Below are 22,375 nucleotides of genomic sequence, written 5' to 3'. Positions count from 1 at the left end.
GCTGAGTATGCCAGCGGCCGTCAGCCTCAGCCGATGGCGTCGAGCAGGGCCTTGTTGAAGGCGGGCAGGTCGTCGGGGTTGCGGCTGGTGATCAGGTTGCCGTCGGTGGCGACGGTCTCGTCCACCCAGGTGGCGCCGGCGTTGCGCAGATCGGTCTGCAGGCTGGGCCACGACGTGACCGTCTTACCTCGTACGACATCCGCTTCGATCAGGGTCCAGGGCGCATGGCAGATGGCGGCGACGGGCTTGCCCGAGTCGACGAACGCCTTGACGAACCCGACCGCGCTTTCGTCGGTCCGGAGCGCGTCCGGGTTGGCCACTCCGCCGGGGAGGACGAGGGCGGCGAAATCGTCGACGGAGACATCGCTGACCGCTTGGTCGACGGGCTTCTTGTCGCTCGCGGTGAGGTGGTCGAAGGTCTGGACGTCACCGGTCTTCGGGCTGAGCAGTACAGGCTGGTGACCGGCGTCGGCGACGGCCTTCCACGGCTCGGTGAGCTCCACTCGCTCGATACCCTCCGCGGCAACCAGGAATGCGATCTTCTTGTCAGTCATGGCGCCCCGGTACCCGGGCTCAGGCCGGTTACACAAGGCTGCTTAGGGTTGCGCCGGTGAGCATCGTGAAGGCATCGCACATCGTCTGGGACTGGAACGGCACCTTGCTGCACGACAACGAGGTGGTGCTCGCGGCGGTCAACGAGGTGTGCGCCGAGTTCGGGCGGGCGCCGTTGCGGTGGGAGGAGTGGCAGCAGTTCTACTCACGGCCGGTGCGCGCTTGCTACGAGCGGGTCCTCGACCGCTCGCTGGATGACGACGACTGGGCTCGCGTCGATCGGCTGTACCACGACAAGTACGACTTGTTGCTCCACACGAGCGTGCTGGCGCCCGGCGTACCGGATGAACTGATTGCTTGGCGCGAAACCGGCCGCACACAGTCCCTGCTGTCGATGTGGTTCCACAGCCAACTGGTCCCCACCATCGCCGGCCACGGCCTCACCGACCTCTTCCAACGCGTAGACGGCCTCCCCGGCACCCTCGGCGGCGAATCCAAAACCGACCACCTCATCCGCCACCTGACCGCCCAGAACCTAACCCCAGCAGACGTAGTCCTCATCGGCGACGTGGTAGACGATGCCCTCGCCGCCCAAGCAGTAGGTGCCCCCTGCATCCTCGTCTCCACCGGCGCCATGACCCGCCAATCCCTCGAGTCCACCGGCGCCCCCGTAGCCAACACCATCCCCGAAGCCATGCAGTACGTCGTACCGGCCTGAGTCAGAAGACGTAGAAGGCGGAGATTGCCATTGGGGTGATGCCGGCGAGGAGCCAGGGGGAGAGTACGGAGCGTTGGTGGACCAGGAGGACGCCGGCGGTGGTGGCTAGGCCTACTACGCCTGACATCACCCAGAGGCCGACGCCCGAGGAGTGCTTGGTGTTCTCGAGGTGTGGGCTGTACGCCGCGAGCGCGAGGGTCGGCGAGCCGCCGATGTGGATCAGGATGACGGCGAAGACCCAGCGTTGAACGGTCTCGATCTTGACCGGGCGCCGTCTGGACGGATCGCTGCGGTACCACCGCCGCTCAGGCATCCGCCTCACCTCTCCTTGACTGCCACACCGTAGCCGGTACGACAGAACGGGCCGCGAGTGGAGTGCTCGCGGCCCGTTCGGTGCTGAGAGGGATCAGCTGATGTCGTCGTCCTGGCCGTCGAGGGCGTCCAGGCGGTCCTTGGCCTGGTCGGCGCCCTGGTCGATCTTGTCGCCGTACTTGCCGCCGGTCTTCTCGTCGAGGGCGTCGCCCGCCTTGTCGAGGCCGTCGCTGATCTTGTCGCCGTGGTCGTCGACCGCGTCGGTGAGCTTGTCCTTCATGTTGTCGAAGACACCCATGTCGCTCTACGTCCTTTCGTCGGAGTCGAGCGTCTCGCGGGTCTCGCCCCCTCCGCAGGGCGGTCGGCCGCGTCCGAGACGCTCCGTACTCCGCCAACTGTGCCCTACCGCGACGTTGCCAAACGCAACGGGTTCGGCGGTTTCCGGGTGACGCATCAACCCCAACACAAGGGTGAAAAGTTACCGAATATCACGCTGAGTTGTATATATCCCACTCCGCGCGAGGTATAAGGGTGCCGAAAGGTTCGAACCGCCCCTTGGACCTAGGAGGAACACAATGGCTGGATTACGAGGAGAAGTGTCATGGTTCTGCTGCGGCAACGCATGGGGACCCTGTGGAACGGCCGGGCACGGCGCTTGCGGCACCTGTAACTCGGGCAGCTCGCAGCACGCCTGGACCAACACCTCGGACGGGTGTTACTCGATCACCCGTCCCGACCGCTGCGGGATCACCGGCGTCACCCGTCGGACCTGCGGTTTCCGCCACCAGACCACCAACCTGTGCAACGGCGCGCACGTCACCACCAGCATCGCCGACTGCGGTCCGCAGACCGACCTGTTCTGCGGTGAGCGGGCCTGCTGCGGTGGTACCTGCGCATCGAACCGGGTCATCGACCTCACCCCGGCGGCGTTCAGCGCGATCGCGAGTCTGAGCTCCGGACTCATCCCGTGCCAGGTAGACGCGGGCTGAGGGGGACTGACCGATGACGAACACGATGGATCGCCGGACCTTGCTCAGCGGCGCCGTACTGGGCACCGCGACCCTGGTCGGCGCGACCGCCATGGGCTCGCTCGCTCCCGAGACCGCCTTCGCCGCCCGTGCGCAGAACGCCGAGCCGGGCGCGCCCGACCCGAACTTCGCCGAGGGCCGGGTCACCGCCCGCGACGGCAGCATGATCCTGGTCTCCGGCTCCGACGGCCGGTTTCACCGGCTCCGGCTGACCGGTGGTACCAGTGTCTGGAAACTCCGCCCGACCACCCTCGACCAGGTCAAGGTCGGCGACGGCCTGTACGCCCGGGGCGTGGTGATGCCCGACGGCACGATCGCCGCCGAGTCGGTCTGGGTGAACATCGTCAATCTCAACGTCCATGTCACCGGGATCGGCCTGAACGCCCTGCACCTGGACCACAAGGGCTCGAAGATCGTCGGCCACGTCGTGCCGGGCACCAGCGCCGCCGTCTACAACGGTGCGCCCGCGGTGGCCGACATGTCGAAGGTCAAGGTCGGCAAGCACATCCAGGTGATCGGCGCCTGGCGACCGGACACCAACGAGATCGACGTCGCCACCATCTACGCGGCGTCGGCGTAGGGCGGCCGTCGATGATGGGACAGGTGGCGGCCCTCCAGGCGCTGGTGATCAGCGCGCTGCTGGTGTGGTCGTCGTACGGGAAGCTCGTCGGGCCGCTGGTCGGTGCCAGGGCACGGCGAACCGCTCTGAAGAGGTTCGTCGGTGAGGATCGGGCCGAGCCGGCGTTCCGTGCGGTCGGCGCGGTCGAGTTGCTGCTCGCCGCCATGCTTCTGCTACCTCCGGTGTGGAAGGTGGAGAGCCTGGCCACGATCGCCTTGTCGGTAGGCTTTCTCAGCTATCTGACGTACACGCGGATTGCCGCTCCGGACTCGTCCTGCGGTTGCGCAGGGTCCGCGATGGCACCCGTCACGTGGCGGTCCTTCGGCCGGGCAGGGTTGCTGATGGGCGCCGCGGTCTGGGCGTCGACGGCGGACACGGGCTGGGCCGCGTCGTTGCCGGGAGCAACTGCTGTCGCGGTGGTGGTCGTCGAGGCGATGCTGTTCGTTGCCTTGTCGTCCGAACTCGACCGCTACTGGTTGCTGCCGTTGCGTCGCCTGAAGGTCAGGCTCACGCATCCCTTGGCGAACACGGCCTCGTACGGCGTACCGCTGGCAACCTCGGAGCACCAGTTGCTGCGCAGTGGTGCGTACCGGGCAGTGAACGCGCTCCTCCGCTCCGGAATCCACGACCACTGGGATGAAGGGGATTGGCGCTTCATCAGCTACACGGCGTCGTACGACGACCGCCAGGCGACGGCCGTCTTCGCAGTACCGCGCCTGCGCTACGAGCCGGACGAGGTCCGGGTGGCCGTCGTCGACGACGAGTCAGGCGAAACGCTCTACCGGCCATCGCTGTTGCCGGTACTGGCGTAAGCGAACCTGTTGGGCCGGTACTCCACCGGCCCAACAGGCTCAGCCGTAAACGCGTTCCGGTGTGATCAGTACTGCGGTGCGGTGCTGCTCGGCCATCACCCGGTCGTACTCGTCCCAATCGTCATGCGTACCGCCGGCGGCTATGAAGATGTTGCGGAGCAGAAGCCGCAGCGACTCGGCGTCGAGCCACGGCTGCGGGTCGTCCGGGCCGGCGAGCTGGGCCCGTCCCTCGACGGTGCCCCACTTCCAGCCCTTGCGGAAGGTGACCGACAACTGCGGACGTACCCGGAGGTTGGCCAGCTTCACCTTGCCGTAGGTGACGAAGGCGAGGACGGGTGAGCCCGTCTCCGGATGGTCGAGCACGCCGGCGTTCACCAGCGAGGACTGGATGGTCTGGTCGGCGCGCAGCGTGGAGACCACGGCGAGCCCCTGGTCTTCGCTCGCCAGCGCTACTACTTCAGCCAAGGTCGTCATACCGGCCAGCCTCTCAGACCCTGCGAATCAGACACTGCGTAGTACTGAGACGACGATGCCGAGGATGGTCGCGTTGTCGCCGTCGATCACCTCGTACGCCGGGTTGCGCGGCTCCAGGTAGACGTGGCCGTTGCGGCGCCGGTACACCTTGACGGTCGCCTCCTCGTCGATCATCGCCGCGACGATCTGGCCCGAGTGCGCCTCGGACTGCTGCCGGATCACCACCATGTCGCCGTCGCAGATGGCCGCGTCGATCATCGAGTCGCCGCGGACCCGCAACGCGAAGATGGTGCCGCGGCCGGTCAGCTCGCGCGGCAGCATGAGCGAGTCGTCGAGGTGCTCGATCGCGGAGATCGGCGTACCGGCCGCGATGTCGCCGACCACCGGGACGGAGACCGAGTCGTCCGTCTGGGTCGGTGCCTGGTTGTCCTGCAGGAACATCCGGACGTCGATCGGCCGCGACATCGACTGGCTGCGGCTGAGGAAGCCCTTCTCCTCCAGGCTGGTCAGGTGCCGGGAGACCGTGGACGACGAGCGCAGGCCGACGGCCTCACCGATCTGCCGGGTGCTCGGCGAGTACCCGTGCTTGACCACCCAGTCCCGGATCGCCACCAGAATCTTCTGCTGCCGCTCGGGAAGGCCGGCGGCGTTCAACTGCTCGAAGGGGTCAAGGTCGTCGTAGGTCACCGGCCGGATTCTAGAGGCTGGGACAGACAGTCGGCGATGCAGCCATGCGGTGGCGCGGGAGCGATTCTCGGCGCGGCGACGCCGGCGGTCCTCGAGACGAAGACGGCGGCTACCGCCGCGGCGGCGAAGCACAGCGCCGCGGTGGCGATCATCGCCGGCCGGTAGCTGGCCGAGATCGTCTCCTTGAGGTTGAGCCCGGCGCCACCAGCCAGGGCGGGGAGCAGTGCGATCGCCGCGACACCGCCGATCCGCGCGACCGTGTTGTTGATCGCCGACGCCTCACCGAGATCCGCGTTGTCAACGGCTGCCAGTACAGCGGCTGTCAGGGGAGTCACGGCGATGCCGAGCCCGACGCCCTCGAGCAGGATCCCGGGGAGGAGGCCGCCCAGGTAGGTCGACCCGGGGCCGAGCCCGGTCAGGTAGACGAAGCCGATGCCGACCAACGTGATCCCGATCGCCATCATCCAGCGGGGACCGGCGCGCGCGACGAGTGCGCCGCTCAGGGGTGAGATCAGCAGGAAGACGACCGTGGACGGGATGAGGGCGGCGCCGGCCGCGGTGGCGCTGTAGTTCAACTGCAGTTCGAGTTGCAGATACAGGATGTAGCCGGCTCCGCCGAGCGCCGCATAGAACAGGAACGTGCTCAGGTTGATCGCATCGAACTGGCGCGACTTGAACAGCCGGAGCCTGATGACCGGTGCCTGGCGCCGGGACTCGAGCGGGAAGAGGGCGATCACGCAGACGAGTCCGATCAGACCGGCCGGTATCACCGCGGGACGGGACCAGCCGTGGGCCGATCCTTCGGTCAGTGCGTAGATGACGCCGCCGAAGCCGGCCACGGTCAGCGCCGCACCCAGCAGGTCGAGCCGTCCACTGGCATTCTCGTCGAGGCTCTCCTTGACGTGGCGCAGTACCAGCAGGGCAGCGATCCCCAGGGGCAGGTTGAGCAGGAAGAGCCACTGCCAGGACGCGTGGTCGACCAGCCAGCCACCGGCGTACGGGCCGATCGCCATCCCGAGGGTCGCCAGGCCCGCCCACAGCCCGATGCCCCGGGCGCGGTCCTCCGGACGCAGGGTCGCGTTGAGTAGGGCCAGGCTGCTCGGTACGGTCAACGCACCGCCCACGCCCTGCAGGATTCTCGCCGCGATCAGCAGACCGACCGAGTTGGCGAGTGCGCAGAGCACCGAGGCGGCCAGGGTGAGGATCAGCCCCGCGACGAGCAGGCGCCGCCGGCCGTACCGGTCGGACAGGCCGCCCGCGACGAGCAACAGTGCGGCGACTGTGACCAGGTAGCCGGTCACCACCCACTGGAGCGCCGCGACGCCTGCGTGGAGGTCGGTACCGATCGCAGGAATCGCGACGCTGACCACCGACGCATCCAGGAACCCGATGGTCGAGGCCAGGATGGTCGCGCTGACTACCGCCACCCCCGCCGCACTACGCAGTTCCGCAGTCGCCACGCCAAGACCTCCCGCCGGTATCCGTCCCAGAGTGCTCCCTCCCACCCGATGGACGCCACTGTCACAGGTCGGGGAACTGCCCTGTCTTAGCTGCAGGACCGGCGGCAACGGGTGCCGGCGGCTGAGAAGGAGGAATCGGCAGATGAAGATCGTCGTGGTCGGCGGCACTGGACTGATCGGCTCGAAAGTCGTCGCGAAGCTGGGAGAGCACGGCCACGAGGCCGTCGCCGCCTCGCCCGCGTCGGGTGTCAACACGCTCACCGGCGAGGGCCTCGAGCAGGTGCTCAAGGGTGCGGACGTGGTGATCGATGTCTCGAACTCGCCGAGCTTCGAGGAGGCGGCGGCGACCGAGTTCTTCGAGACCTCCAACACCAACCTGCTGGCCGCCGAGAAGGAGGCCGGGGTCGGGCACCACGTCGCGCTGTCGGTCGTCGGTACGGACCGGCTGGCGAAGGCGGACAACGACCCGAAGTCCACCAGCGGGTACTTCCGGGCGAAGCTGCTGCAGGAGAACCTCATCCAGCAGTCGGGCATCCCGTACTCAATCGTGCACGCGACCCAGTTCTACGAGTTCGCCGCGGCGATCGCGGACACCGGTACCGAGGGCGACACGGTCCGGATGCCGGGTGCGCTGATCCAGCCGATGGCGGCCGAGGACGTTGCGAAGGCAGTCGGACGGGCCGCGGTTGCGCCGGCGACCAACGGGATCACCGAGGTCGGTGGGCCGGAGCAGTACGAGTTGGACGAGTTCATCCGGATCGCGCTTGCTTCGCGCAAGGACGCGCGCACGGTGGTACAGGACCCGAACGCGACGTACTTCGGGATCGCGGTCTCGGAGCGGTCGCTGGTACCGGAAGGCGATGCGCTGCTCGGTGACGTCCACTTCGGCGACTGGCTCGCGGCGCAGGCCGCGGAAGGGAAGTAGCTATGACGGACACGCAGGTAGAAGAAGGCGTCCTGCAGGACAAGGGCGTACCGGGCTCGGGAGCCTGGCAGAACGGGCTCACCATGCTGCAGTCGGCGACCCCGCCGCACATCTCCGAGCAGGCCGAGGTGATGACGGCGATCATCGAGTACCCGCCGGGTGACCCGGGCGCTCCGCCGCACCGGCACTCCGGACCGGCCTTCGGCTACATGCTGGAGGGGGAGATGTGGTTCGAGCTGGAGGGTGAGGCGCCGCGGGCGATCAAGGCCGGCGAGGCGTTCTGGGAGCCGGGCGGCGACGTCATCCACTACCGCGACGGCAACAACCGTTCGGACGTCCCGAGCAAGTTCGTCGTTACCATGCTCGGCGTACCGGGTCAGCCGATGTTCACCGTCGTCAGCGACAAGGAACTCGAAGAGCGCAAGGGCCGGCGGGTTCCGCCGCAGTCATGACGACGCCGGACGAGGAGTTCCTCGACGAGCTCGAGGTCGACGTGGACGTCGAGCTGACGACGATCGAGGCGAGCCGGCCGGACGAGGCCATGTCACCCGATCAGTGGCAGGTCGATCCGGCCGAGCTCGAGTACGAGGAAGCGAGCCTGCGCAGCCTGCGCGGCGCGATCGAGGCTCTAGAAGGAGATCACACCGATCCCGGCTCGGCTCGCCTAGCCTGAGGTGAGCAGACGGGCGAGTGGCTGGAGGACGCTGGTGGGCATGACCGCGCGATTCCGGGTGCGGATGCGCGCCCGGCCGATCGACGAGCCGCATCGCGTCTCGAGTCCGCTCGAACTGCTCTTCGACCTCACCTTCGTGGTCGCGATCGCCGCGGTGGTGGCGCAGCTCGCGCACGGCATCGAGGAAGGGCACACCCACGACGCGGTCGTGCCCTTCCTGCAGGTGTTCTTCGCGATCTGGTGGGCGTGGATGAACTTCACCTGGTTCGCCTCGTCCTACGACACCGACGACATCGTCTATCGGCTGACCACGATGGTGCAGATGGCCGGTGCGCTGGTACTTGCGGCCGGCGTACCGGCTGCTGCGTCGCACTCGGACTACAAGTGGATCACGCTGGGCTACCTGATCATGCGGCTCGGCCTGGTGAGCCAATGGATCCGGGCCGGGGTGGAAGATCCGTCCTGCCGTACTACGGCTTTCCGGTATGCGGCCGGGATCTCGCTCCTGCAGGTCGGCTGGATATTGCGGGTTCTGCTGGTGCACGGCGTCAGCGCGTGGACCTTCCTGCTGCTGGTCGTCCTCGAGCTGGCTGTCCCGTTGTGGGCCGAGCGCGCCGCGAAGACCAGTTGGCATCCACATCACATCGCGGAGCGGTACGGGCTCTTCGTCATCATCGTCCTCGGTGAGAGCGTGCTGGCCGCGACTGCAGCAGTCCAGGATGCGGTGGAGTCAGAACACGTCAGCTTCGCCCTGATCGCGGTAGCCCTCTGCGGCCTGATCCTGATCTTCGCCATCTGGTGGCTGTACTTCCTCCACCCCGCCGGCTCGGGCCTGGCAGATCGCCGCCACAAGTCGTACCAGTGGGGCTACATCCACTACGGCATCTTCTGCGCCCTCGCAGCACTGGGCGGCGGCCTAGAGGTCAGCGTCGCCCAAGCCGGCCACCACCTAGAAGCCTCAGAAACAACCGTCGCCTACGCCGTAGCCATCCCGGTGAGCGCGTTCCTCATCCTGCTGCACACGGTCCACTCGCTGATCAGCCCCAACACCATCACCCGCCGCCCAACAACCGCCATCTGCGCCGCGGCCGTCCTACTAGTCCCCCTCGCAGCCCCAACCCTCACCGTCACCGGCGTCGTAGCAGTCATCACAGCCCTTGTAGTACTGCTGACCGCCGCCACCATCGCCTGGCCCGCCACAACCACAACCGTCTAGCAAAGAACAAAAGCAAGAACAAGAAGAAATTGGTGGTCAGTTGTTCGGGCGGGAGATGCCTAGGCCGCTGCGGGATTCTCGGCCGTATTTGGCTAGCTCGGCGGCTAGGTCCAGGCGGGAGACGCCGGATTTGGTTTTGTCTTCGGGGGTTAGCTGGTCTGCGGGGATGATCCAGACGATTTCGAATTCCAGGCCGTCGGGGTCTTTGCCGTAGAGGGACTTGGTGGTGCCGTGGTCGGATTGGCCTACCAGGGCGCCGGCGGTGGTCAGGGCTTTTTGGAGGTCTTCGAGGTCGCCCAGGGTGTCTACCTCCCAGGCCAGGTGGTAGAGGCCGACTGTGGTTTTGCCTGCGCCTGATGGGCCGGCCTCGGCGCCTAGTTGGAAGAGGCCCAGGTCGTGGTCGTTGGTCGAGTCGGGGGCTCGGAGGAAGGCGGCGCCCTGGTAGGCGTCGCCGCCTTCGATGTAGTCGAAGCCGAGGACGTCGCGGTAGAAGGCGACACTCGCGGTGACGTCGCGGACGTAGAGGACTGCGTGGTTCAGCCGGAAGATCGCCATCTACCTATGGTAGTTGAGGACTCAACCGAGGGGTAGGTCAGTGGCGGGCGGCCTTGGCTGCTTTGGCTTCCTTCACGCGCTCGGCTTCGGCCTGTACGTCCGCCTGGATCTCGCGTTCGCGCTGGAGCCAATCCGGGTTCTCGGCGCGGAGTTCCTCGATCTCGGCGGTGGTGAGCGGCTCGGTGTAGCCGGCTCGGGCCAGGCCTGAGATGGAGACGGCGAGGCGGGCGGCGACGACCGGGCGGGGGTGCGGGCCGTTGGCGCGCAGGTCGCGCAGCCACTGCGGCGGGTCGGTCTGCAGGGAGTTGAGCTCGTCGCGGGTGACGAGGCCTTCCTGGAACTCCGCGGGCGTGGCTTCGAGGTACACACCGAGCTTCTTGGCCGCCGTTGCGGGTTTCATTGTCTGGCTGGTCTTCGGCGACGTCATGGGGCCCAGGGTATCGAGAGATAGCCTGACCCGGTGACAGCACCGACTTTCAGGCTCGCGTATGTCCCCGGCGTGACACCGACCAAGTGGGTGCGGATCTGGAACGAGCGGCTGCCCAGGGTCGCGCTCGAGCTGGTCGGCGTACCGGCTGCGGAGGCGGCTGAGCTCGTCCGGGGCGGGGGAGCGGAGGCCGCATTGTTGCGGTTGTCGATCGATCGGGACGGGTTGCACGCGATCCCGCTCTACACGGAGACGACGGTGGTCGTCGTGCCGAAGGATCATCTGGTGACGGCGGCCGAGGAGGTCACTGCGGCCGATCTCGCCGATGATGTCGTACTACGCCCGCTCGACGACACGCTCGAGTGGGAACAGTTGCCTGGTCACCCTTTCGCCGAGCGGCCGGAGACGACTGCGCTGGCGATCGAGCTGGTCGCGGCCGGAGTGGGGCTGCTCGTCGTACCGCAATCGCTGGCCAGGCTTCATCACCGCAAGGACCTGACGTACCGGCCGATCACCGACGCTCCCGAGTCCCAGGTCGTACTGAGCTGGCCCGAAGGCGAGCCGTCCGAACTGATGGAACAGCTGATCGGCATCATCCGCGGCCGTACCGTCAACAGTTCTCGCCAGCCGGTGGCCGCACCCAAGGTCAAGGCAACCGACAAAGCCAAGGCCAAGGCCAAGGCGAAGAAGTCGGCACCGGCCAGGACGCCCCAGCGCCCCCAGCGAGGTAATCGCAAGCGGTGACACGCTGTCCGCGCAGCTAATCTTGACTGATTCCAGAAAAGGGGGAAGACTCCGGATCGTGGCGACGACGGAGTTCGAGCACCGGTTGCGGGGGGCTGCTCTGCGCGTCACCAGGCCGCGGGTGGCTGTGCTCGCCGCCGTGGAGGAGAACCCGCACGCTGACACGGACACGATCATTCAGTCCGTCCGTGGCGAGCTCGATGTGTCCCATCAGGCTGTTTATGACGTACTGCGTGCGCTCACCAGCGCTGGACTGCTGCGGCGGATCCAGCCGACCGGGTCGGTCGCACGGTACGAGGGGCGCGTCGGGGACAACCACCACCATGTCGTCTGCCGGTCCTGCGGAGCGATCGAAGACGTCGACTGCGCGCACGGCTCCGCCCCTTGTTTGACGGCGTCGGACGATCACGGTTACGTGATCGACGAGGCCGAAGTCGTCTATTGGGGCCTGTGTCCCACCTGTTCCACCACGTCCAGAGCTCTTTGATCCCGGAAGGTTTGCCGTGTCTGAAGGACCGAACGCCGAAGTCGGCGAGATGAACGACGAGAGCGGAGCCCAGTGCCCCGTAGACCACGGACAGCTGAAGCACCCGACCGAGGGCGGCACCAACCGTGAGTGGTGGCCGAACCAGCTGAACCTGAAGATCCTGCGCAAGCACCCGGTGGTCGCCAACCCGATGGGCGAGGAGTTCGATTACGCCGCCGCGTTCGCGACCGTCGACCTGGACGAGCTCGCCGCGGACGTCGACGCGGTGCTGACCACGTCGCAGGACTGGTGGCCGGCCGACTTCGGGCACTACGGCCCGTTCATGATCCGGATGGCCTGGCACAGCGCCGGTACGTACCGGGTCAGCGACGGCCGCGGTGGCGCGGGGGCGGGCATGCAGCGGTTCGCGCCGCTGAACAGCTGGCCCGACAACGGCAACCTGGACAAGGCCCGCCGGCTGCTCTGGCCGGTCAAGAAGAAGTACGGCGCCTCGGTGTCCTGGGCCGACCTGATGATCTTCACCGGCAACCGCGCGCTGGAGACGATGGGCTTCAAGACCTTCGGCTTCGCCGGCGGCCGCCCGGACGTGTGGGAGCCGGACGAGGACGTTTACTGGGGTCCCGAGGCCACCTGGCTCGGCGACGAGCGCTACACCGGTGACCGCGAGCTCGAGAAGCCGCTGGCCGCCGTACAGATGGGCCTCATCTATGTGAACCCCGAAGGCCCGAACGGCAACCCGGACCCGCTGGGCTCGGCCCGCGACATCCGTGAGACGTTCGGCCGGATGGCGATGAACGACGAGGAGACCGTCGCGCTGATCGCCGGTGGGCACACCTTCGGCAAGACCCACGGTGCGGCCGACCCGGAGAAGTACGTCAGCCACGAGCCCGAGGGCGCGCCGCTGGAGGAGCAGGGCTTCGGCTGGCGGAACAGCTTCGGTACCGGCAAGGGCCGCGACGCGATCACCAGCGGTCTCGAGGTCACCTGGACCTCGACGCCGGCCCGGTGGAGCATGGGCTTCCTGGAGAACCTGTTCGGCTACGAGTGGGAGCTCGACAAGAGCCCGGCCGGAGCGAACCAGTGGAAGGCGAAGGACGGCGCCGGGGCGAACACCATCCCCGACCCCGAGGACGGTTCGCTGAACCGCGCGCCCACGATGCTGACCGCCGACCTGGCGCTGCGTTTCGACCCGATCTACGAGCCGATCGCCCGTGACTTCCTGGCGAACCCGGACAAGTTCGCGGACGCCTTCGCCCGCGCCTGGTTCAAGCTGACGCACCGCGACATGGGCCCGATCCAGCGCTACCTCGGCCCGCTGGTGCCGCAGGAGGAGCTGCTCTGGCAGGACCGCGTGCCGGCCGTCGACCACGAGCTGGTCAACGACGACGACGTCGCGGCCCTGAAGGCGCAGATCCTCGGTACCGGCCTGTCGGTCGGGCAGCTCGTGTCGACCGCGTGGTCGTCGGCCGCGTCGTTCCGTGGCAGTGACAAGCGTGGTGGCGCGAACGGCGCCCGGATCCGCCTTCAGCCGCAGGTCGGCTGGGAGGTCAACGAGCCCGAGCAGCTCGCGCAGGTCCTGCGCACGCTCGAGGGCATCCAGGAGACCTTCAACGCCTCTGGCAAGAAGGTCTCGCTGGCCGACCTGATCGTGCTCGGTGGCGTCGCCGCCGTCGAGACGGCCGCCAAGTCCGCCGGGTACGACGTCCAGGTGCCCTTCACGCCGGGCCGTACCGACGCGTCGCAGGAGCAGACCGAGGTCGACTCCTTCGCCGCGATGGAGCCGACGTCGGACGGTTTCCGCAACTACCTCGGCAAGGGCAACCGGCTGCCGGCGGAGTACCTGCTGATCGACCGGGCCAACCTGCTGACCCTGAGCGCGCCGGAGATGACCGTCCTGGTCGGCGGCCTGCGCGTCCTGGGCGCCAACCACGGACAGTCCGCGCACGGCGTACTGACCGAGCGCCCGGGCCAGCTGACCAACGACTTCTTCGCGAACCTGCTCGACATGGGGGTCACGTGGAAGCCGGCCGCGGCCGACGACGGGACCTACGAGGCCCGCGGCGCCGACGGCGAGGTCAAGTGGACCGGTAGCCGCGTCGACCTGCTGTTCGGGTCGAACTCGGAGCTGCGTGCGCTGGCCGAGGTCTACGCCAGCGACGACGCCCAGGAGAAGTTCGTGAAGGACTTCGTGGCCGCTTTCGTCAAGGTGACGAACCTGGATCGCTACGACATCAGCTGATTCAGTGTCACAGGAACAGCCCGGGCCGAAAGGTCCGGGCTGTTCCATGAGTTTGCACCCCGACTCGACGGTAGGGGCTGAAGCCTGGGAATGTGTGCACTGACAGGTTTCCCGACGACAGGAGTACTGCCCGGTGTTCAGCCGTATCGCCATCGTCAACCGGGGAGAAGCCGCCATGCGGCTGATCAACGCGGTCCGCGAGCTCAACGCCGAGACCGGGAGCCTGATCGAGACGGTGGCGTTGTACACCGACGCCGAGCGCACCGCGACCTTCGTGCGCGAGGCCGATCTGAGCTATCCGCTCGGTCCGGCCGCCGACCGCCCGTACCTCGACCACGCCAAGCTCGAGCGCGCGCTGACCGAGTCCGGGGCGGACGCCGCCTGGGTCGGCTGGGGCTTCGTCGCCGAGGACCCGGCGTTCGCTGAGCTGTGCGACCGGATCGGCGTCACCTTCATCGGGCCGAGCGCCGAGGCGATGCGCAAGCTCGGCGACAAGATCGGCTCCAAGCTGATCGCCGAGGAGGTCGGCGTACCGGTGGCGCCGTGGAGCCGGGGCGCGGTCGAGTCGCTCGACGCGGCGATCGCGTCGGCGAACGAGGTCGGCTACCCGGTGATGCTGAAGGCGACCGCTGGTGGTGGTGGCCGTGGCATCCGGATGATCCGCGATGACGAGGAGATGCGCGAGGCGTACCAGCGCACCAGCGACGAGGCTCTGCGCGCATTCGGCAGCGGCATCGTGTTCCTGGAGAGCCTGGTCACGGGCGCGCGGCATGTGGAGGTACAGGTCATCGCCGATGGGCAGGGGACCGCTTGGGCGCTGGGCGTGCGGGACTGCTCGGTGCAGCGGCGCAACCAGAAGGTGATCGAGGAGTCGGCGTCGCCGGTCATGACGCCGGAGCAGAACCTCGAGCTCAAGCAGTCGGCCGAGCGACTGGCCCTTGCCGTCGGCTACAAAGGCGCGGGCACGGTCGAGTTCCTGTACCAGCCCGCCGACAAGCTTTTCGCCTTCCTGGAGGTCAACACCCGGCTCCAGGTCGAGCACCCGATCACCGAGCTGACCACCGAGGTCGACCTGGTCAAGGCGCAGATTCATGTTGCGTCGGGCAACAAGCTGGAGGGCCCGCAGCCCGCCGAGCACGGGCACGCCGTCGAGGCCCGGCTGAACGCCGAGGACCCGGATCGCGACTTCGCGCCGTCACCCGGCCGGATCGCCCGGCTCCGGCTGCCGTCCGGCCCGGGCATCCGGGTCGACACCGGCGTCAGCGAGGGCGACGAGATCCCGGCCGACTTCGACTCGATGATCGCCAAGATCATCGCCTTCGGCCGGACCCGCGACGAGGCGCTCGGCCGGTTGCGGCGCGCGGTCGCTGACACCACCGTCGTACTTGAGGGTGGCGCGACCAACAAGAGTTTCGTCCTCGATCTGCTCGACCAGCCCGAGGTGATCGACGGCAGCGCCGACACCGGCTGGATCGACCGGGTCCGTGGTGAGGGGCGACTGGTTTCAAGCCGGCACTCCGGTGTTGCGCTGATCGTCGCGGCGATCGAGGCGTACGAGGAGGCCGAGCGGGTCGAGCGGCAGCGGTTGCTGGAGACCGCGCGCGGCGGCCGGCCTCAGGTCCAGCACGAGGTGGGTCGGGCCATTGCGCTGAAGTTGCGCGGAGCGGCGTACCAGGTGTCTGTCGCCCGGATCGGGCCGCATCGCTATCGCGCTGGCGTCGGCTCCAACGGTGACCTGCAGTACCTCGATGTCGAGATCGAGCGGCTGGACGCGTACGACGCACGCATCGTGGTGGCCGGTCGTCGGTTCCGGCTGATCACCGCGACGCACGGACCCGTGCACCTGGTCGAGGTCGACGGGGTCACGCACCGGGTCAGCCGCGACGAGGGTGGCGTCATGCGCGCACCCGCTCCGGCGCTCGTGGTGGCGACTCCGGTCGCGGCCGGCGCCGAGGTCGAGGCGGGCGCTCCGGTGCTGGTGCTGGAGAGCATGAAGATGGAGACGGTGCTCTACGCGCCGTTCAAGGCGATCGTCCGCGAGCTGCCCGTCTCGGCGGGCAGCCAGGTCGAGACCGGTACGCCGCTGGTGCGCCTGGAACTCATCGGGGATGCCGATGCAAAGGTCGAGGACGCCGCCGGCGCCGATCTCGAACTGCCCGAACCTGAGACGCGGCCGACCGCGGCCGAGCGGGCTACCCGTCGGCTGGATGATCTGCGCAGCATGCTGCTCGGTTTCGACATCGACCCGCGCGACGAAGGCCGGACTTTGGCCGAGTACCTGGAGGCCCGTGCGGAGCTGGCCGAGGCGCCGGTTGCCGACGAGATCGGCGTACTGCGTCTGTTCGCCGACTTCGCCGAGTTGAGCCGCAACCGGCCGGTCGGCGAGGACCTCAACACCGAGCTGCGGGTGCACAGCCCGAAGGAGCACTTCCACACGTACTTGCAGACCCTCGACACCGAGCGGGCGGGGCTGCCGGCCGAGTTCGTCGACCGGCTTGCCCGGGTGCTCTGCTGGTACGGCGTCAAGGACCTGGACCGCGGCGAGGAACTGACCGACGCGGTCTTCCGGATCTTCCTCGCTCAGCAGCGCACATCTCCCGACGTACTGCTCGTGACCGCGCTGCTGCAGCAGTGGCTCGCCGGCCCGCTGCCCGAGTCGCCGCTGGACACCGAGGCGAACGCGGTCCTCGACCACCTGGTACTTGCGACCCAGCTGCGTTTCCCCGTGATCGGCGACCTGGCCCGCAGCGTGCGGTTCCGGTGGTTCGACCAGCCGCTGGTCGACCAGGCGCGCGCCGAGGTGCTGTCGGTCGTCGGCGACGAGCTGGCGGCGCTCGCGCTCGACCCGGCAGCGTCCGACTACTCGGAACGCATCGAGGCACTGGCGACGATCCCCGAGCAGATCGTCATGTTCCTCGCCAAGCGGTTGACGAATGGTGCCAACGGCAACGAACCGATGCTGGAGGTGCTGGTCCGCCGGCACTACCTCGAGCACGAGCTGCACGACCTGCGCAACGCGAGCGTCAACGGCCGCGCGTTCACGACGGCCGACTACACGCTGGACGAGCGCCCGACGCATCTGGTCAGCACGGTCGGTACGGTCGCCGAGCTCGCAGATGTCGAGAGCGGCCTGGTCCACGACCTGACCGCCGAGATCGCCATCCGGCCGGCTGGGCACGAGGCGGTCGCCGACCTGTACCTGTCCTGGCCCGACACCCCGGAGAACCAGCAGGAGGCGTCCGACCGGCTGTGCGAGATCGTCGCCGGTCTGCCGTTCACCCAGCAGGTCCGCCGGGTCGCCATCGCGGTGGCGCCGGGTGGCGGCCGCGAGGTCTGGTACTTCACCTACCGCCCATCGTCGGCCGGCATCGTCGAGGACGACAACGTCCGCGGCGTACACCCGATGGTCGGCCGCCGGCTCAACCTGTGGCGGCTGCGCGACTTCCGGATCACCCGGCTCGAAGCGCCCGAGGACGTCCTGCTCTACCACTGTGTTGCCCGCGACAACGAAGCCGACGAGCGGCTGGTCGCACTGGCTCAGGTCCGCCAGTTCGCAGTGGTTCGCGACGAGACCGGCAAGGTCACCTCGCTGCCGCACGTCGAGCGGGCGATCGCGAACTGCCTCGAAGGCATCCGCCGGGCCCGTACTGCGCGCGGCGCGGCCGGCGCCCGCCTGGAGATGAACCACGTCTGGGTGACGGTCTGGCCGGTCATCGACGGTCAGGTCGCCGAGCTCACCGCGTTGCAGCGCAATATCGCGCCGCTGACGTCGGGCGCGGGCATCGAAGAGGTCGTCGTCACCGGTCGCGTGATCGGCTCGAACGGTCAGCCGTTCCCGGTCGTCGGACGGTTCTACTACCAGCCCGGCGCTGGGGTTGTGACCGCTGTCGAGCGGCCGGCCACCGAGCCGTTGAAGCCGTTGGACGGTTACGCACAGAAGGTCCAGCGGGCGCGTCGGCGCAACACGGTCTACCCGTATGAGGTCGCGGGCATGGTCGTCGGCGCGGGCGGCACCTTCGTCGAGCACGACCTCGACGACTCGGGTTCGCTGGTACCGGTTCAGCGGCCGCGTGGGCTCAACAAGGCCGGCCTGATCGTGGGTGTGGTCAGTACGCCGACCCGTCGGCACTCCGAAGGCGTCACCCGGGTCGTGTTGAGTGGCGACCCGACCAAGGCATTGGGTGCGGTCGCCGAGGCGGAGTGTGCTCGGATCATCGGGGCGCTCGACCTGGCGGAGAAGCTCGGCGTACCGGTTGAGTGGTTCGCGGTGTCGGCTGGTGCGCGGATCTCGATGGACTCCGGCACCGAGAACATGGACTGGGTCGCGAAGGCGCTGAAGCGGATCGTCGAGTTCACCCAGGCCGGCGGCGAGATCAATGTGGTTGTCGCGGGCATCAATGTCGGTGCGCAGCCGTACTGGAACGCCGAAGCGACGATGCTGATGCACACCAAGGGCATCCTGGTGATGACGCCGGACAGCGCGATGGTGCTGACCGGCAAGCAGACGCTGGACTTCGCGGGTGGTGTGTCGGCCGAGGACAACTTCGGCATCGGCGGGTACGACCGGGTGATGGGGCCGAACGGGCAGGCGCAGTACTGGGCGCCCGATCTGGCCAGTGCGCGGGACATCCTGATGGCGCACTACGACCACACTTACGTCGTACCGGGGGAGAGCGGGCCGCGTCGCGCTGCTTCCTCCGATCCGCATGATCGTGACGTGACGGTGTTCCCGCACGATCCGGTCGACGGCGGGTTCAGCACGATCGGCGAGATCTTCTCCGATGCCACCAACCCGGATCGCAAGAAGGCGTTCGACATCCGCACGGTGATGCGCGCGGTCGCCGACCAGGACCACCCGATGCTCGAGCGCTGGGCCGGTATGGCCGACGCGGAGACTGCGGTCGTCGTCGACACCAGGCTCGGTGGCATCTCGGTCTGCCTGCTCGGGATCGAGTCCAAGTCGGTGGCGCGGCGGGGCTTCCCGCCCACCGACGGGCCGGACACGTACAACGGCGGCACGCTGTTCCCGCGGTCGTCGAAGAAGGCGGCGCGCGCGATCAACGTTGCCAGTGGCAACCGTCCGCTGGTGGTGCTGGCGAACCTGTCCGGGTTCGACGGGTCGCCGGAGTCGATGCGGAACCTGCAATTGGAGTACGGCGCGGAGATCGGTCGCGCGATCGTGAACTTCCAGGGGCCGATCGTGTTCTGCGTCGTCTCCCGGTACCACGGTGGTGCGTTCGTGGTGTTCTCGAAGACGCTGAATCCGCGGATGACGGTGCTCGCCGTCGAGGGCTCGTTCGCGTCCGTGATCGGTGGAGCGCCTGCTGCCGCGGTGGTGTTCTCGGGTGAGGTGAACAACCGCACGTCGGCCGACTCGCGAGTGACGTCGGTGTCGGACCGGCTTGCCGAGTCGGAAGGCGCCGAGCGGGCCGCCCTGACCAACGAGCTGGCCGACATCCGCTCGACGGTCCGCGCGGAGAAGCTGGGTGAGGTGGCAGCCGAGTTCGACCGAGTCCACAGCATCCACAGAGCCGTCGCGGTCGGATCGGTAGATGCCGTGATCACCCCGGAGGAGTTGCGCCCGCAACTCATCGCCGCGCTGGAGGCAGGGCTCTCCTGAGCTAGCAAACCGGTGCTCTGGTTGCGGGGGACGGTCGCCTGGCCGGCTGGGTTTTGGGGGGCGGATCCGCAGCACAGCAGAGGGTGGCAGGAACGCGCTTACCTCGGCGTGTCGGGGCGGTTCTCGGTCGTTGGTGAGTGGTGGCGGTCCGGGCGGCCGGCTTCGTCGCGGCGCGACAGGTGTCTTGGTCGGGACGGTGGTGTCGCGCGGCGACGGATCGGCGGGAATGGGCTCAGCTGGGGTCGGCTGGCGGGTTTTGGTGCCGGTGGCGTGATGCTTGACGCCAGCGGCCCGAGAACCTGCCAGTGGGCACCCCGCCAAAGTGCCGGTCCGGCGTTGGGGAGTCCGACACTGTCGCCGCGCAGGAGGCAGGGGGCTGACCTAGCGCGGGGTGGCTAGGGCGATCGTGAGGTCCAGGACGACTTGAGGGTCGTCCAGGCGGGGGCCGTAGAGGTCGCGGATCTGGCCCATGCGGTAGCGGACTGTTTGCGGGTGGATGTGGAGGGCCGCGGCGACCTCGTCGCGGCGGCCCAGGTGAAGCAGCCACTCGCGGAGGGTCTCGGTGAGTCGGTCGGCGGTGGCCGGGCGGAGGTCCGCGAGGGGTGCGAGGACCTGACGCCGGAGGTCTTCGAGAGCTGCCGGGTCGGACGTGACGACGAACGTGGTCAGGTGCCGCTCGGTGTCGACCGGTTCATCGGGTTCCGAGGTGAGTTGAAGCTGCCGCGCTCGAAGGGCCCGCAGGTACGACGTACGGACGGTCATCCAAGGCTGAGGTGGGCCGACGTACGCCTGGTAACCGCGCAGGTTCCTGAGCAGAGCAAGCCGGGTTGACCCTTCCGAGTCGGGAACCAGGAGAACTGCTGTTTCCGGGGTGCCGTCCTCTTCTTGGATCTCAGGCAGGTCCGCCTCGGGTCGTAGCGTCCGCGGGTCCAGCGCGCCGAGCATGCTGCGAACCTGGGCGCTGGGCAGGATGACCGCGGTCAGCGTGCGCGGTGGTTCCCAGTCGGCTCGTTCGGCCCGGGCGGTCAGCTGTTCGGTTGAGTCGCCGTGCAACAGACCGAGAGCCAGGTCCTGGAGATAGCGCTCTCTGACTCGGCCGGTGGTGGCTAGTTCGTCGGTGTGGCCGGAGACGCTGGCGGCAGAGAGTTCGTCGATGTAGGCGAAGACGAGTTCGGCGAACTTGGCGAGGGTGTCGGCGGGGAGGCCTGCTTCCACGGCTGTGCGGGAGAGTTCGCGCCAGGAGACTCTGGCGCCTACGCGGTACGCGGCTAGCAGGGCGTCCATCGTGCGGCCGCTGCGGGCTTCGCCGCGGCCGAGTATGTACGCGCCCTCGAGAGCCGGAGCGAGCGGCGTACCGGGGTCGCCGCTGCTGGCAAGCCGGAGGAACCCGCCGAGGGCGAGCTGGACGGCGCCTTCGATCTTGGCGCCCATCGGGCCGGCCAGCGCGTTCGTATAGGCGGGCACCTCGACGATGATCGCGGTCACGGTCAGGCCGGCGATGTCCGGCAGCCGGGAGCGCAACAGTTCGACCGCTGCCTCGCCCAGCTCGAGCTCGGCGGCGCCGCGGGCCGTCCGGCTGGTGTGCTCTGGCGGTTGCTGGGCTGGATCCGGCAGCCGAGCCGGATCGACATCGACCATTTCTTTGTTCCCTCCGAACAAGATCGCAGAACAGATTCACCGCTGACGGTCATGAAACTACACCTCCCGTCGAGGATGCTGGAGTGCATGACCACGTTTGCGTCCGACGCCGAGGCCCCGGCCACCCTCCGGGGAAGGCTGCGCGACCGGATTTGGAAGGTCGCGGCAGCTGCAACCCACCCGCTCGACCCCTCCGAGTACCTCGACATGTTCCGCCCGCTGCGAGCCGGCGCTGACCTGCGCGCCCGCGTCATCGAGGTCCGTCGCGAGACGGCCGACGCGGTGACCGTCGTACTGCGTCCCGGCGCAGCCTGGCGCGGCCACCAGCCGGGGCAGTACGTCCGCATCGGCCTTGAGGTCGGCGGCATCCGGTTGTGGCGCTCGTACTCGCTGACCTCCGCTCCGGGGAGCGCCCTCCTCACGATCACGGCCAAGGCGGTCCCGGACGGGCTCGTCAGCGCCCACCTCGCGCAGGAGTTGCGTCCCGGCCAGCTGGTGCACCTCGACCAGGCCGTCGGCGACTTCGTACTTCCGGAGCGGGCACCCCGCAAGGTCCTGTTCGTCACCGGCGGCAGCGGCATCACGCCTGTCATGGGGATGCTGCGCTCCGGCCTCGACCGGCTCGATGACGTTGTGCTCGTGCACTCCGAGTCCTGCCCCGAGGACGTGATCTTCGGCGACGAGCTGCGAGCCTGGGCTGACGCCGGCCACCTGCGGTTGGTCGAGCAGCACACCGACACCCACGGCAGGCTCGACGTTGCGGCGTTGGCGGACGTAGTACCGGATCTGGCGGAGCGGGAGACCTGGGCTTGTGGGCCTGCCGGTCTGCTCGACGCGCTCGAAGAGCAGTGGGCTTCGCTTGAGCTTGGCGGCCTGCACACAGAGCGATTCCGTACTGCGCTCGCTGAACCCGGCGAGGGTGGGACCGTCCACTTCACCGGGACCGGCACCACGATCGAGCTCGACGGCACCACCCCGATCCTCGAGGCCGGCGAGCAGAGCGGCGTACTGATGCCGTCCGGCTGCCGGATGGGGATCTGCTTCTCCTGCGTACTGCCTCTGCGCTCCGGTTCGGTGCGCGACCTTCGCTCCGGCGACGTGACCACTGCCGCGCCCGGCGACGGCGTCCTGATCCAGACCTGCATCTCGGCCGCGGCCGGCGCGTGCGACATCGACTGTTGAGGAAGAG

The 22,375-nt window shown here is 68.2% G+C and carries 22 protein-coding genes; 13 read left to right on the top strand and 9 right to left on the bottom strand.

Annotated elements, in window-relative coordinates; genetic code table 11:
• Positions 1 to 26: 26 nt before the first annotated feature.
• Positions 27 to 554: a type 1 glutamine amidotransferase domain-containing protein gene (locus tag OHA70_RS34645; protein WP_328324989.1), complete on the bottom strand. Its 528-nt coding sequence runs from the start codon at positions 552 to 554 to the stop codon at positions 27 to 29.
• Positions 555 to 610: 56 nt separating this feature from the next.
• On the opposite strand from OHA70_RS34645, the gene OHA70_RS34640 reads away from it, so the two are divergent.
• Entirely contained in the window at positions 611 to 1,270 is a 660-nt protein-coding gene (locus tag OHA70_RS34640) for an HAD family hydrolase (protein WP_328324987.1), read from the top strand.
• Position 1,271: 1 nt separating this feature from the next.
• Here the strand turns inward: OHA70_RS34640 and OHA70_RS34635 are convergent, their stop codons facing one another.
• Both OHA70_RS34635 and OHA70_RS34630 read right to left on the bottom strand, forming a co-directional pair.
• Positions 1,272 to 1,583 (bottom strand): hypothetical protein, encoded by a 312-nt coding sequence (locus OHA70_RS34635; RefSeq protein WP_328324986.1) that lies wholly within the window; start codon positions 1,581 to 1,583, stop codon positions 1,272 to 1,274.
• A 93-nt stretch (positions 1,584 to 1,676) separates the two neighbouring features.
• Positions 1,677 to 1,880, bottom strand: coding sequence for an antitoxin (locus tag OHA70_RS34630; protein ID WP_328324984.1), 204 nt, complete (start codon positions 1,878 to 1,880; stop codon positions 1,677 to 1,679).
• Between the two features lie 298 nt (positions 1,881 to 2,178).
• Here OHA70_RS34630 and OHA70_RS34625 point away from each other — a divergent pair, with 298 nt between their 5' ends.
• From OHA70_RS34625 to OHA70_RS34615, 3 genes are read left to right on the top strand one after another with little or no spacing between them, the layout of a single operon-like run.
• On the top strand, positions 2,179 to 2,571 hold the full coding sequence (locus OHA70_RS34625) for a hypothetical protein (protein ID WP_328324982.1): 393 nt from the start codon (positions 2,179 to 2,181) through the stop codon (positions 2,569 to 2,571).
• A gap of 13 nt (positions 2,572 to 2,584) precedes the next feature.
• Positions 2,585 to 3,190: a cell wall protein gene (locus OHA70_RS34620; protein ID WP_328324980.1), complete on the top strand. Its 606-nt coding sequence runs from the start codon at positions 2,585 to 2,587 to the stop codon at positions 3,188 to 3,190.
• 23 nt (positions 3,191 to 3,213) lie between these two features.
• Positions 3,214 to 4,041 (top strand): MauE/DoxX family redox-associated membrane protein, encoded by an 828-nt coding sequence (locus tag OHA70_RS34615; RefSeq protein WP_328324978.1) that lies wholly within the window; start codon positions 3,214 to 3,216, stop codon positions 4,039 to 4,041.
• A gap of 39 nt (positions 4,042 to 4,080) precedes the next feature.
• Here OHA70_RS34615 and OHA70_RS34610 read toward each other — a convergent pair whose 3' ends face one another.
• The 3 genes from OHA70_RS34610 to OHA70_RS34600 are packed head-to-tail and all read right to left on the bottom strand — an operon-like array spanning position 4,081 to position 6,662.
• Positions 4,081 to 4,515 (bottom strand): TIGR03618 family F420-dependent PPOX class oxidoreductase, encoded by a 435-nt coding sequence (locus tag OHA70_RS34610; RefSeq protein WP_328324976.1) that lies wholly within the window; start codon positions 4,513 to 4,515, stop codon positions 4,081 to 4,083.
• Positions 4,516 to 4,542: 27 nt separating this feature from the next.
• On the bottom strand, positions 4,543 to 5,202 hold the full coding sequence (gene lexA / locus OHA70_RS34605; protein ID WP_328324974.1) for a transcriptional repressor LexA: 660 nt from the start codon (positions 5,200 to 5,202) through the stop codon (positions 4,543 to 4,545).
• Positions 5,199 to 6,662 carry a DHA2 family efflux MFS transporter permease subunit gene (locus OHA70_RS34600; protein ID WP_328324972.1) on the bottom strand — a complete coding sequence of 488 codons (1,464 nt, stop codon included), beginning with the start codon at positions 6,660 to 6,662 and terminating at the stop codon, positions 5,199 to 5,201. The genes lexA and OHA70_RS34600 overlap by 4 nt, the downstream gene beginning before the upstream one ends.
• A 142-nt stretch (positions 6,663 to 6,804) precedes the next feature.
• Here OHA70_RS34600 and OHA70_RS34595 point away from each other — a divergent pair, with 142 nt between their 5' ends.
• From OHA70_RS34595 to OHA70_RS34580, 4 genes are read left to right on the top strand one after another with little or no spacing between them, the layout of a single operon-like run.
• Entirely contained in the window at positions 6,805 to 7,587 is a 783-nt protein-coding gene (locus OHA70_RS34595) for an SDR family oxidoreductase (RefSeq protein WP_328324970.1), read from the top strand.
• Between the two features lie 2 nt (positions 7,588 to 7,589).
• A complete protein-coding gene (locus OHA70_RS34590) occupies positions 7,590 to 8,039 on the top strand; it encodes a cupin domain-containing protein (RefSeq protein WP_328324968.1) in 450 nt (149 codons plus the stop codon).
• Positions 8,036 to 8,260, top strand: coding sequence for a hypothetical protein (locus OHA70_RS34585; RefSeq protein WP_328324966.1), 225 nt, complete (start codon positions 8,036 to 8,038; stop codon positions 8,258 to 8,260). Before OHA70_RS34590 ends, OHA70_RS34585 begins: the two co-directional genes overlap by 4 nt.
• Before the next feature lie 40 nt (positions 8,261 to 8,300).
• Entirely contained in the window at positions 8,301 to 9,476 is a 1,176-nt protein-coding gene (locus OHA70_RS34580) for a low temperature requirement protein A (RefSeq protein WP_328324964.1), read from the top strand.
• Between the two features lie 36 nt (positions 9,477 to 9,512).
• Here the strand turns inward: OHA70_RS34580 and OHA70_RS34575 are convergent, their stop codons facing one another.
• Together OHA70_RS34575 and OHA70_RS34570 are read right to left on the bottom strand one after the other, a co-directional pair.
• Complete coding sequence (locus OHA70_RS34575) at positions 9,513 to 10,031, bottom strand: VOC family protein (protein ID WP_328324962.1); 519 nt, start codon at positions 10,029 to 10,031, stop codon at positions 9,513 to 9,515.
• Positions 10,032 to 10,068: 37 nt separating this feature from the next.
• Positions 10,069 to 10,458 (bottom strand): DUF5997 family protein, encoded by a 390-nt coding sequence (locus OHA70_RS34570; RefSeq protein WP_328324960.1) that lies wholly within the window; start codon positions 10,456 to 10,458, stop codon positions 10,069 to 10,071.
• Positions 10,459 to 10,491: 33 nt separating this feature from the next.
• On the opposite strand from OHA70_RS34570, the gene OHA70_RS34565 reads away from it, so the two are divergent.
• The 4 genes from OHA70_RS34565 (at position 10,492) to OHA70_RS34550 (ending at position 19,548) form a co-directional block, all read left to right on the top strand.
• Positions 10,492 to 11,202 (top strand): LysR family transcriptional regulator substrate-binding protein, encoded by a 711-nt coding sequence (locus tag OHA70_RS34565; RefSeq protein ID WP_328324958.1) that lies wholly within the window; start codon positions 10,492 to 10,494, stop codon positions 11,200 to 11,202.
• A gap of 58 nt (positions 11,203 to 11,260) precedes the next feature.
• Positions 11,261 to 11,689 carry a Fur family transcriptional regulator gene (locus OHA70_RS34560; RefSeq protein ID WP_328324956.1) on the top strand — a complete coding sequence of 143 codons (429 nt, stop codon included), beginning with the start codon at positions 11,261 to 11,263 and terminating at the stop codon, positions 11,687 to 11,689.
• 49 nt (positions 11,690 to 11,738) lie between these two features.
• Positions 11,739 to 13,928 (top strand): catalase/peroxidase HPI, encoded by a 2,190-nt coding sequence (katG, locus tag OHA70_RS34555; protein ID WP_442913913.1) that lies wholly within the window; start codon positions 11,739 to 11,741, stop codon positions 13,926 to 13,928.
• Between the two features lie 133 nt (positions 13,929 to 14,061).
• On the top strand, positions 14,062 to 19,548 hold the full coding sequence (locus OHA70_RS34550; protein WP_328324952.1) for an ATP-binding protein: 5,487 nt from the start codon (positions 14,062 to 14,064) through the stop codon (positions 19,546 to 19,548).
• Between the two features lie 381 nt (positions 19,549 to 19,929).
• On the opposite strand, the gene OHA70_RS34545 is transcribed toward OHA70_RS34550, so the two are convergent.
• Positions 19,930 to 21,186: a PucR family transcriptional regulator gene (locus OHA70_RS34545; RefSeq protein WP_328324950.1), complete on the bottom strand. Its 1,257-nt coding sequence runs from the start codon at positions 21,184 to 21,186 to the stop codon at positions 19,930 to 19,932.
• 87 nt (positions 21,187 to 21,273) lie between these two features.
• On the opposite strand from OHA70_RS34545, the gene OHA70_RS34540 reads away from it, so the two are divergent.
• The gene (locus OHA70_RS34540; RefSeq protein ID WP_328324948.1) at positions 21,274 to 22,368 is read left to right on the top strand and encodes a ferredoxin reductase; all 1,095 of its coding nucleotides are present in this window, start codon (positions 21,274 to 21,276) and stop codon (positions 22,366 to 22,368) included.
• Positions 22,369 to 22,375: the final 7 nt, after the last annotated feature.

Origin of the sequence: Kribbella sp. NBC_00382 (assembly GCF_036067295.1) — a bacterium.
In the GTDB taxonomy this organism is placed as follows: domain Bacteria; phylum Actinomycetota; class Actinomycetes; order Propionibacteriales; family Kribbellaceae; genus Kribbella.
The sequence above is the reverse complement of the archived record's forward strand: the minus strand, read 5'-3'. Positions and strand labels throughout refer to the sequence as shown.

What these genes read in the sequence shown, in the direction of transcription:
- OHA70_RS34590 (WP_328324968.1), top strand. Translation starts at nt 7,590, where the DNA reads ATGACGGACACGCAGGTAGAAGAAGGCGTCCTGCAGGACAAGGGCGTA.
- OHA70_RS34540 (WP_328324948.1), top strand. Translation starts at nt 21,274, where the DNA reads ATGACCACGTTTGCGTCCGACGCCGAGGCCCCGGCCACCCTCCGGGGA.
- OHA70_RS34570 (WP_328324960.1), bottom strand. Translation starts at nt 10,458, where the DNA reads ATGACGTCGCCGAAGACCAGCCAGACAATGAAACCCGCAACGGCGGCC.
- OHA70_RS34580 (WP_328324964.1), top strand. Translation starts at nt 8,301, where the DNA reads ATGACCGCGCGATTCCGGGTGCGGATGCGCGCCCGGCCGATCGACGAG.
- OHA70_RS34545 (WP_328324950.1), bottom strand. Translation starts at nt 21,186, where the DNA reads ATGGTCGATGTCGATCCGGCTCGGCTGCCGGATCCAGCCCAGCAACCG.
- OHA70_RS34645 (WP_328324989.1), bottom strand. Translation starts at nt 554, where the DNA reads ATGACTGACAAGAAGATCGCATTCCTGGTTGCCGCGGAGGGTATCGAG.
- OHA70_RS34595 (WP_328324970.1), top strand. Translation starts at nt 6,805, where the DNA reads ATGAAGATCGTCGTGGTCGGCGGCACTGGACTGATCGGCTCGAAAGTC.
- OHA70_RS34585 (WP_328324966.1), top strand. Translation starts at nt 8,036, where the DNA reads ATGACGACGCCGGACGAGGAGTTCCTCGACGAGCTCGAGGTCGACGTG.
- OHA70_RS34575 (WP_328324962.1), bottom strand. Translation starts at nt 10,031, where the DNA reads ATGGCGATCTTCCGGCTGAACCACGCAGTCCTCTACGTCCGCGACGTC.
- OHA70_RS34635 (WP_328324986.1), bottom strand. Translation starts at nt 1,583, where the DNA reads ATGCCTGAGCGGCGGTGGTACCGCAGCGATCCGTCCAGACGGCGCCCG.
- OHA70_RS34620 (WP_328324980.1), top strand. Translation starts at nt 2,585, where the DNA reads ATGACGAACACGATGGATCGCCGGACCTTGCTCAGCGGCGCCGTACTG.
- OHA70_RS34630 (WP_328324984.1), bottom strand. Translation starts at nt 1,880, where the DNA reads ATGGGTGTCTTCGACAACATGAAGGACAAGCTCACCGACGCGGTCGAC.
- katG (WP_442913913.1), top strand. Translation starts at nt 11,739, where the DNA reads ATGAACGACGAGAGCGGAGCCCAGTGCCCCGTAGACCACGGACAGCTG.
- OHA70_RS34610 (WP_328324976.1), bottom strand. Translation starts at nt 4,515, where the DNA reads ATGACGACCTTGGCTGAAGTAGTAGCGCTGGCGAGCGAAGACCAGGGG.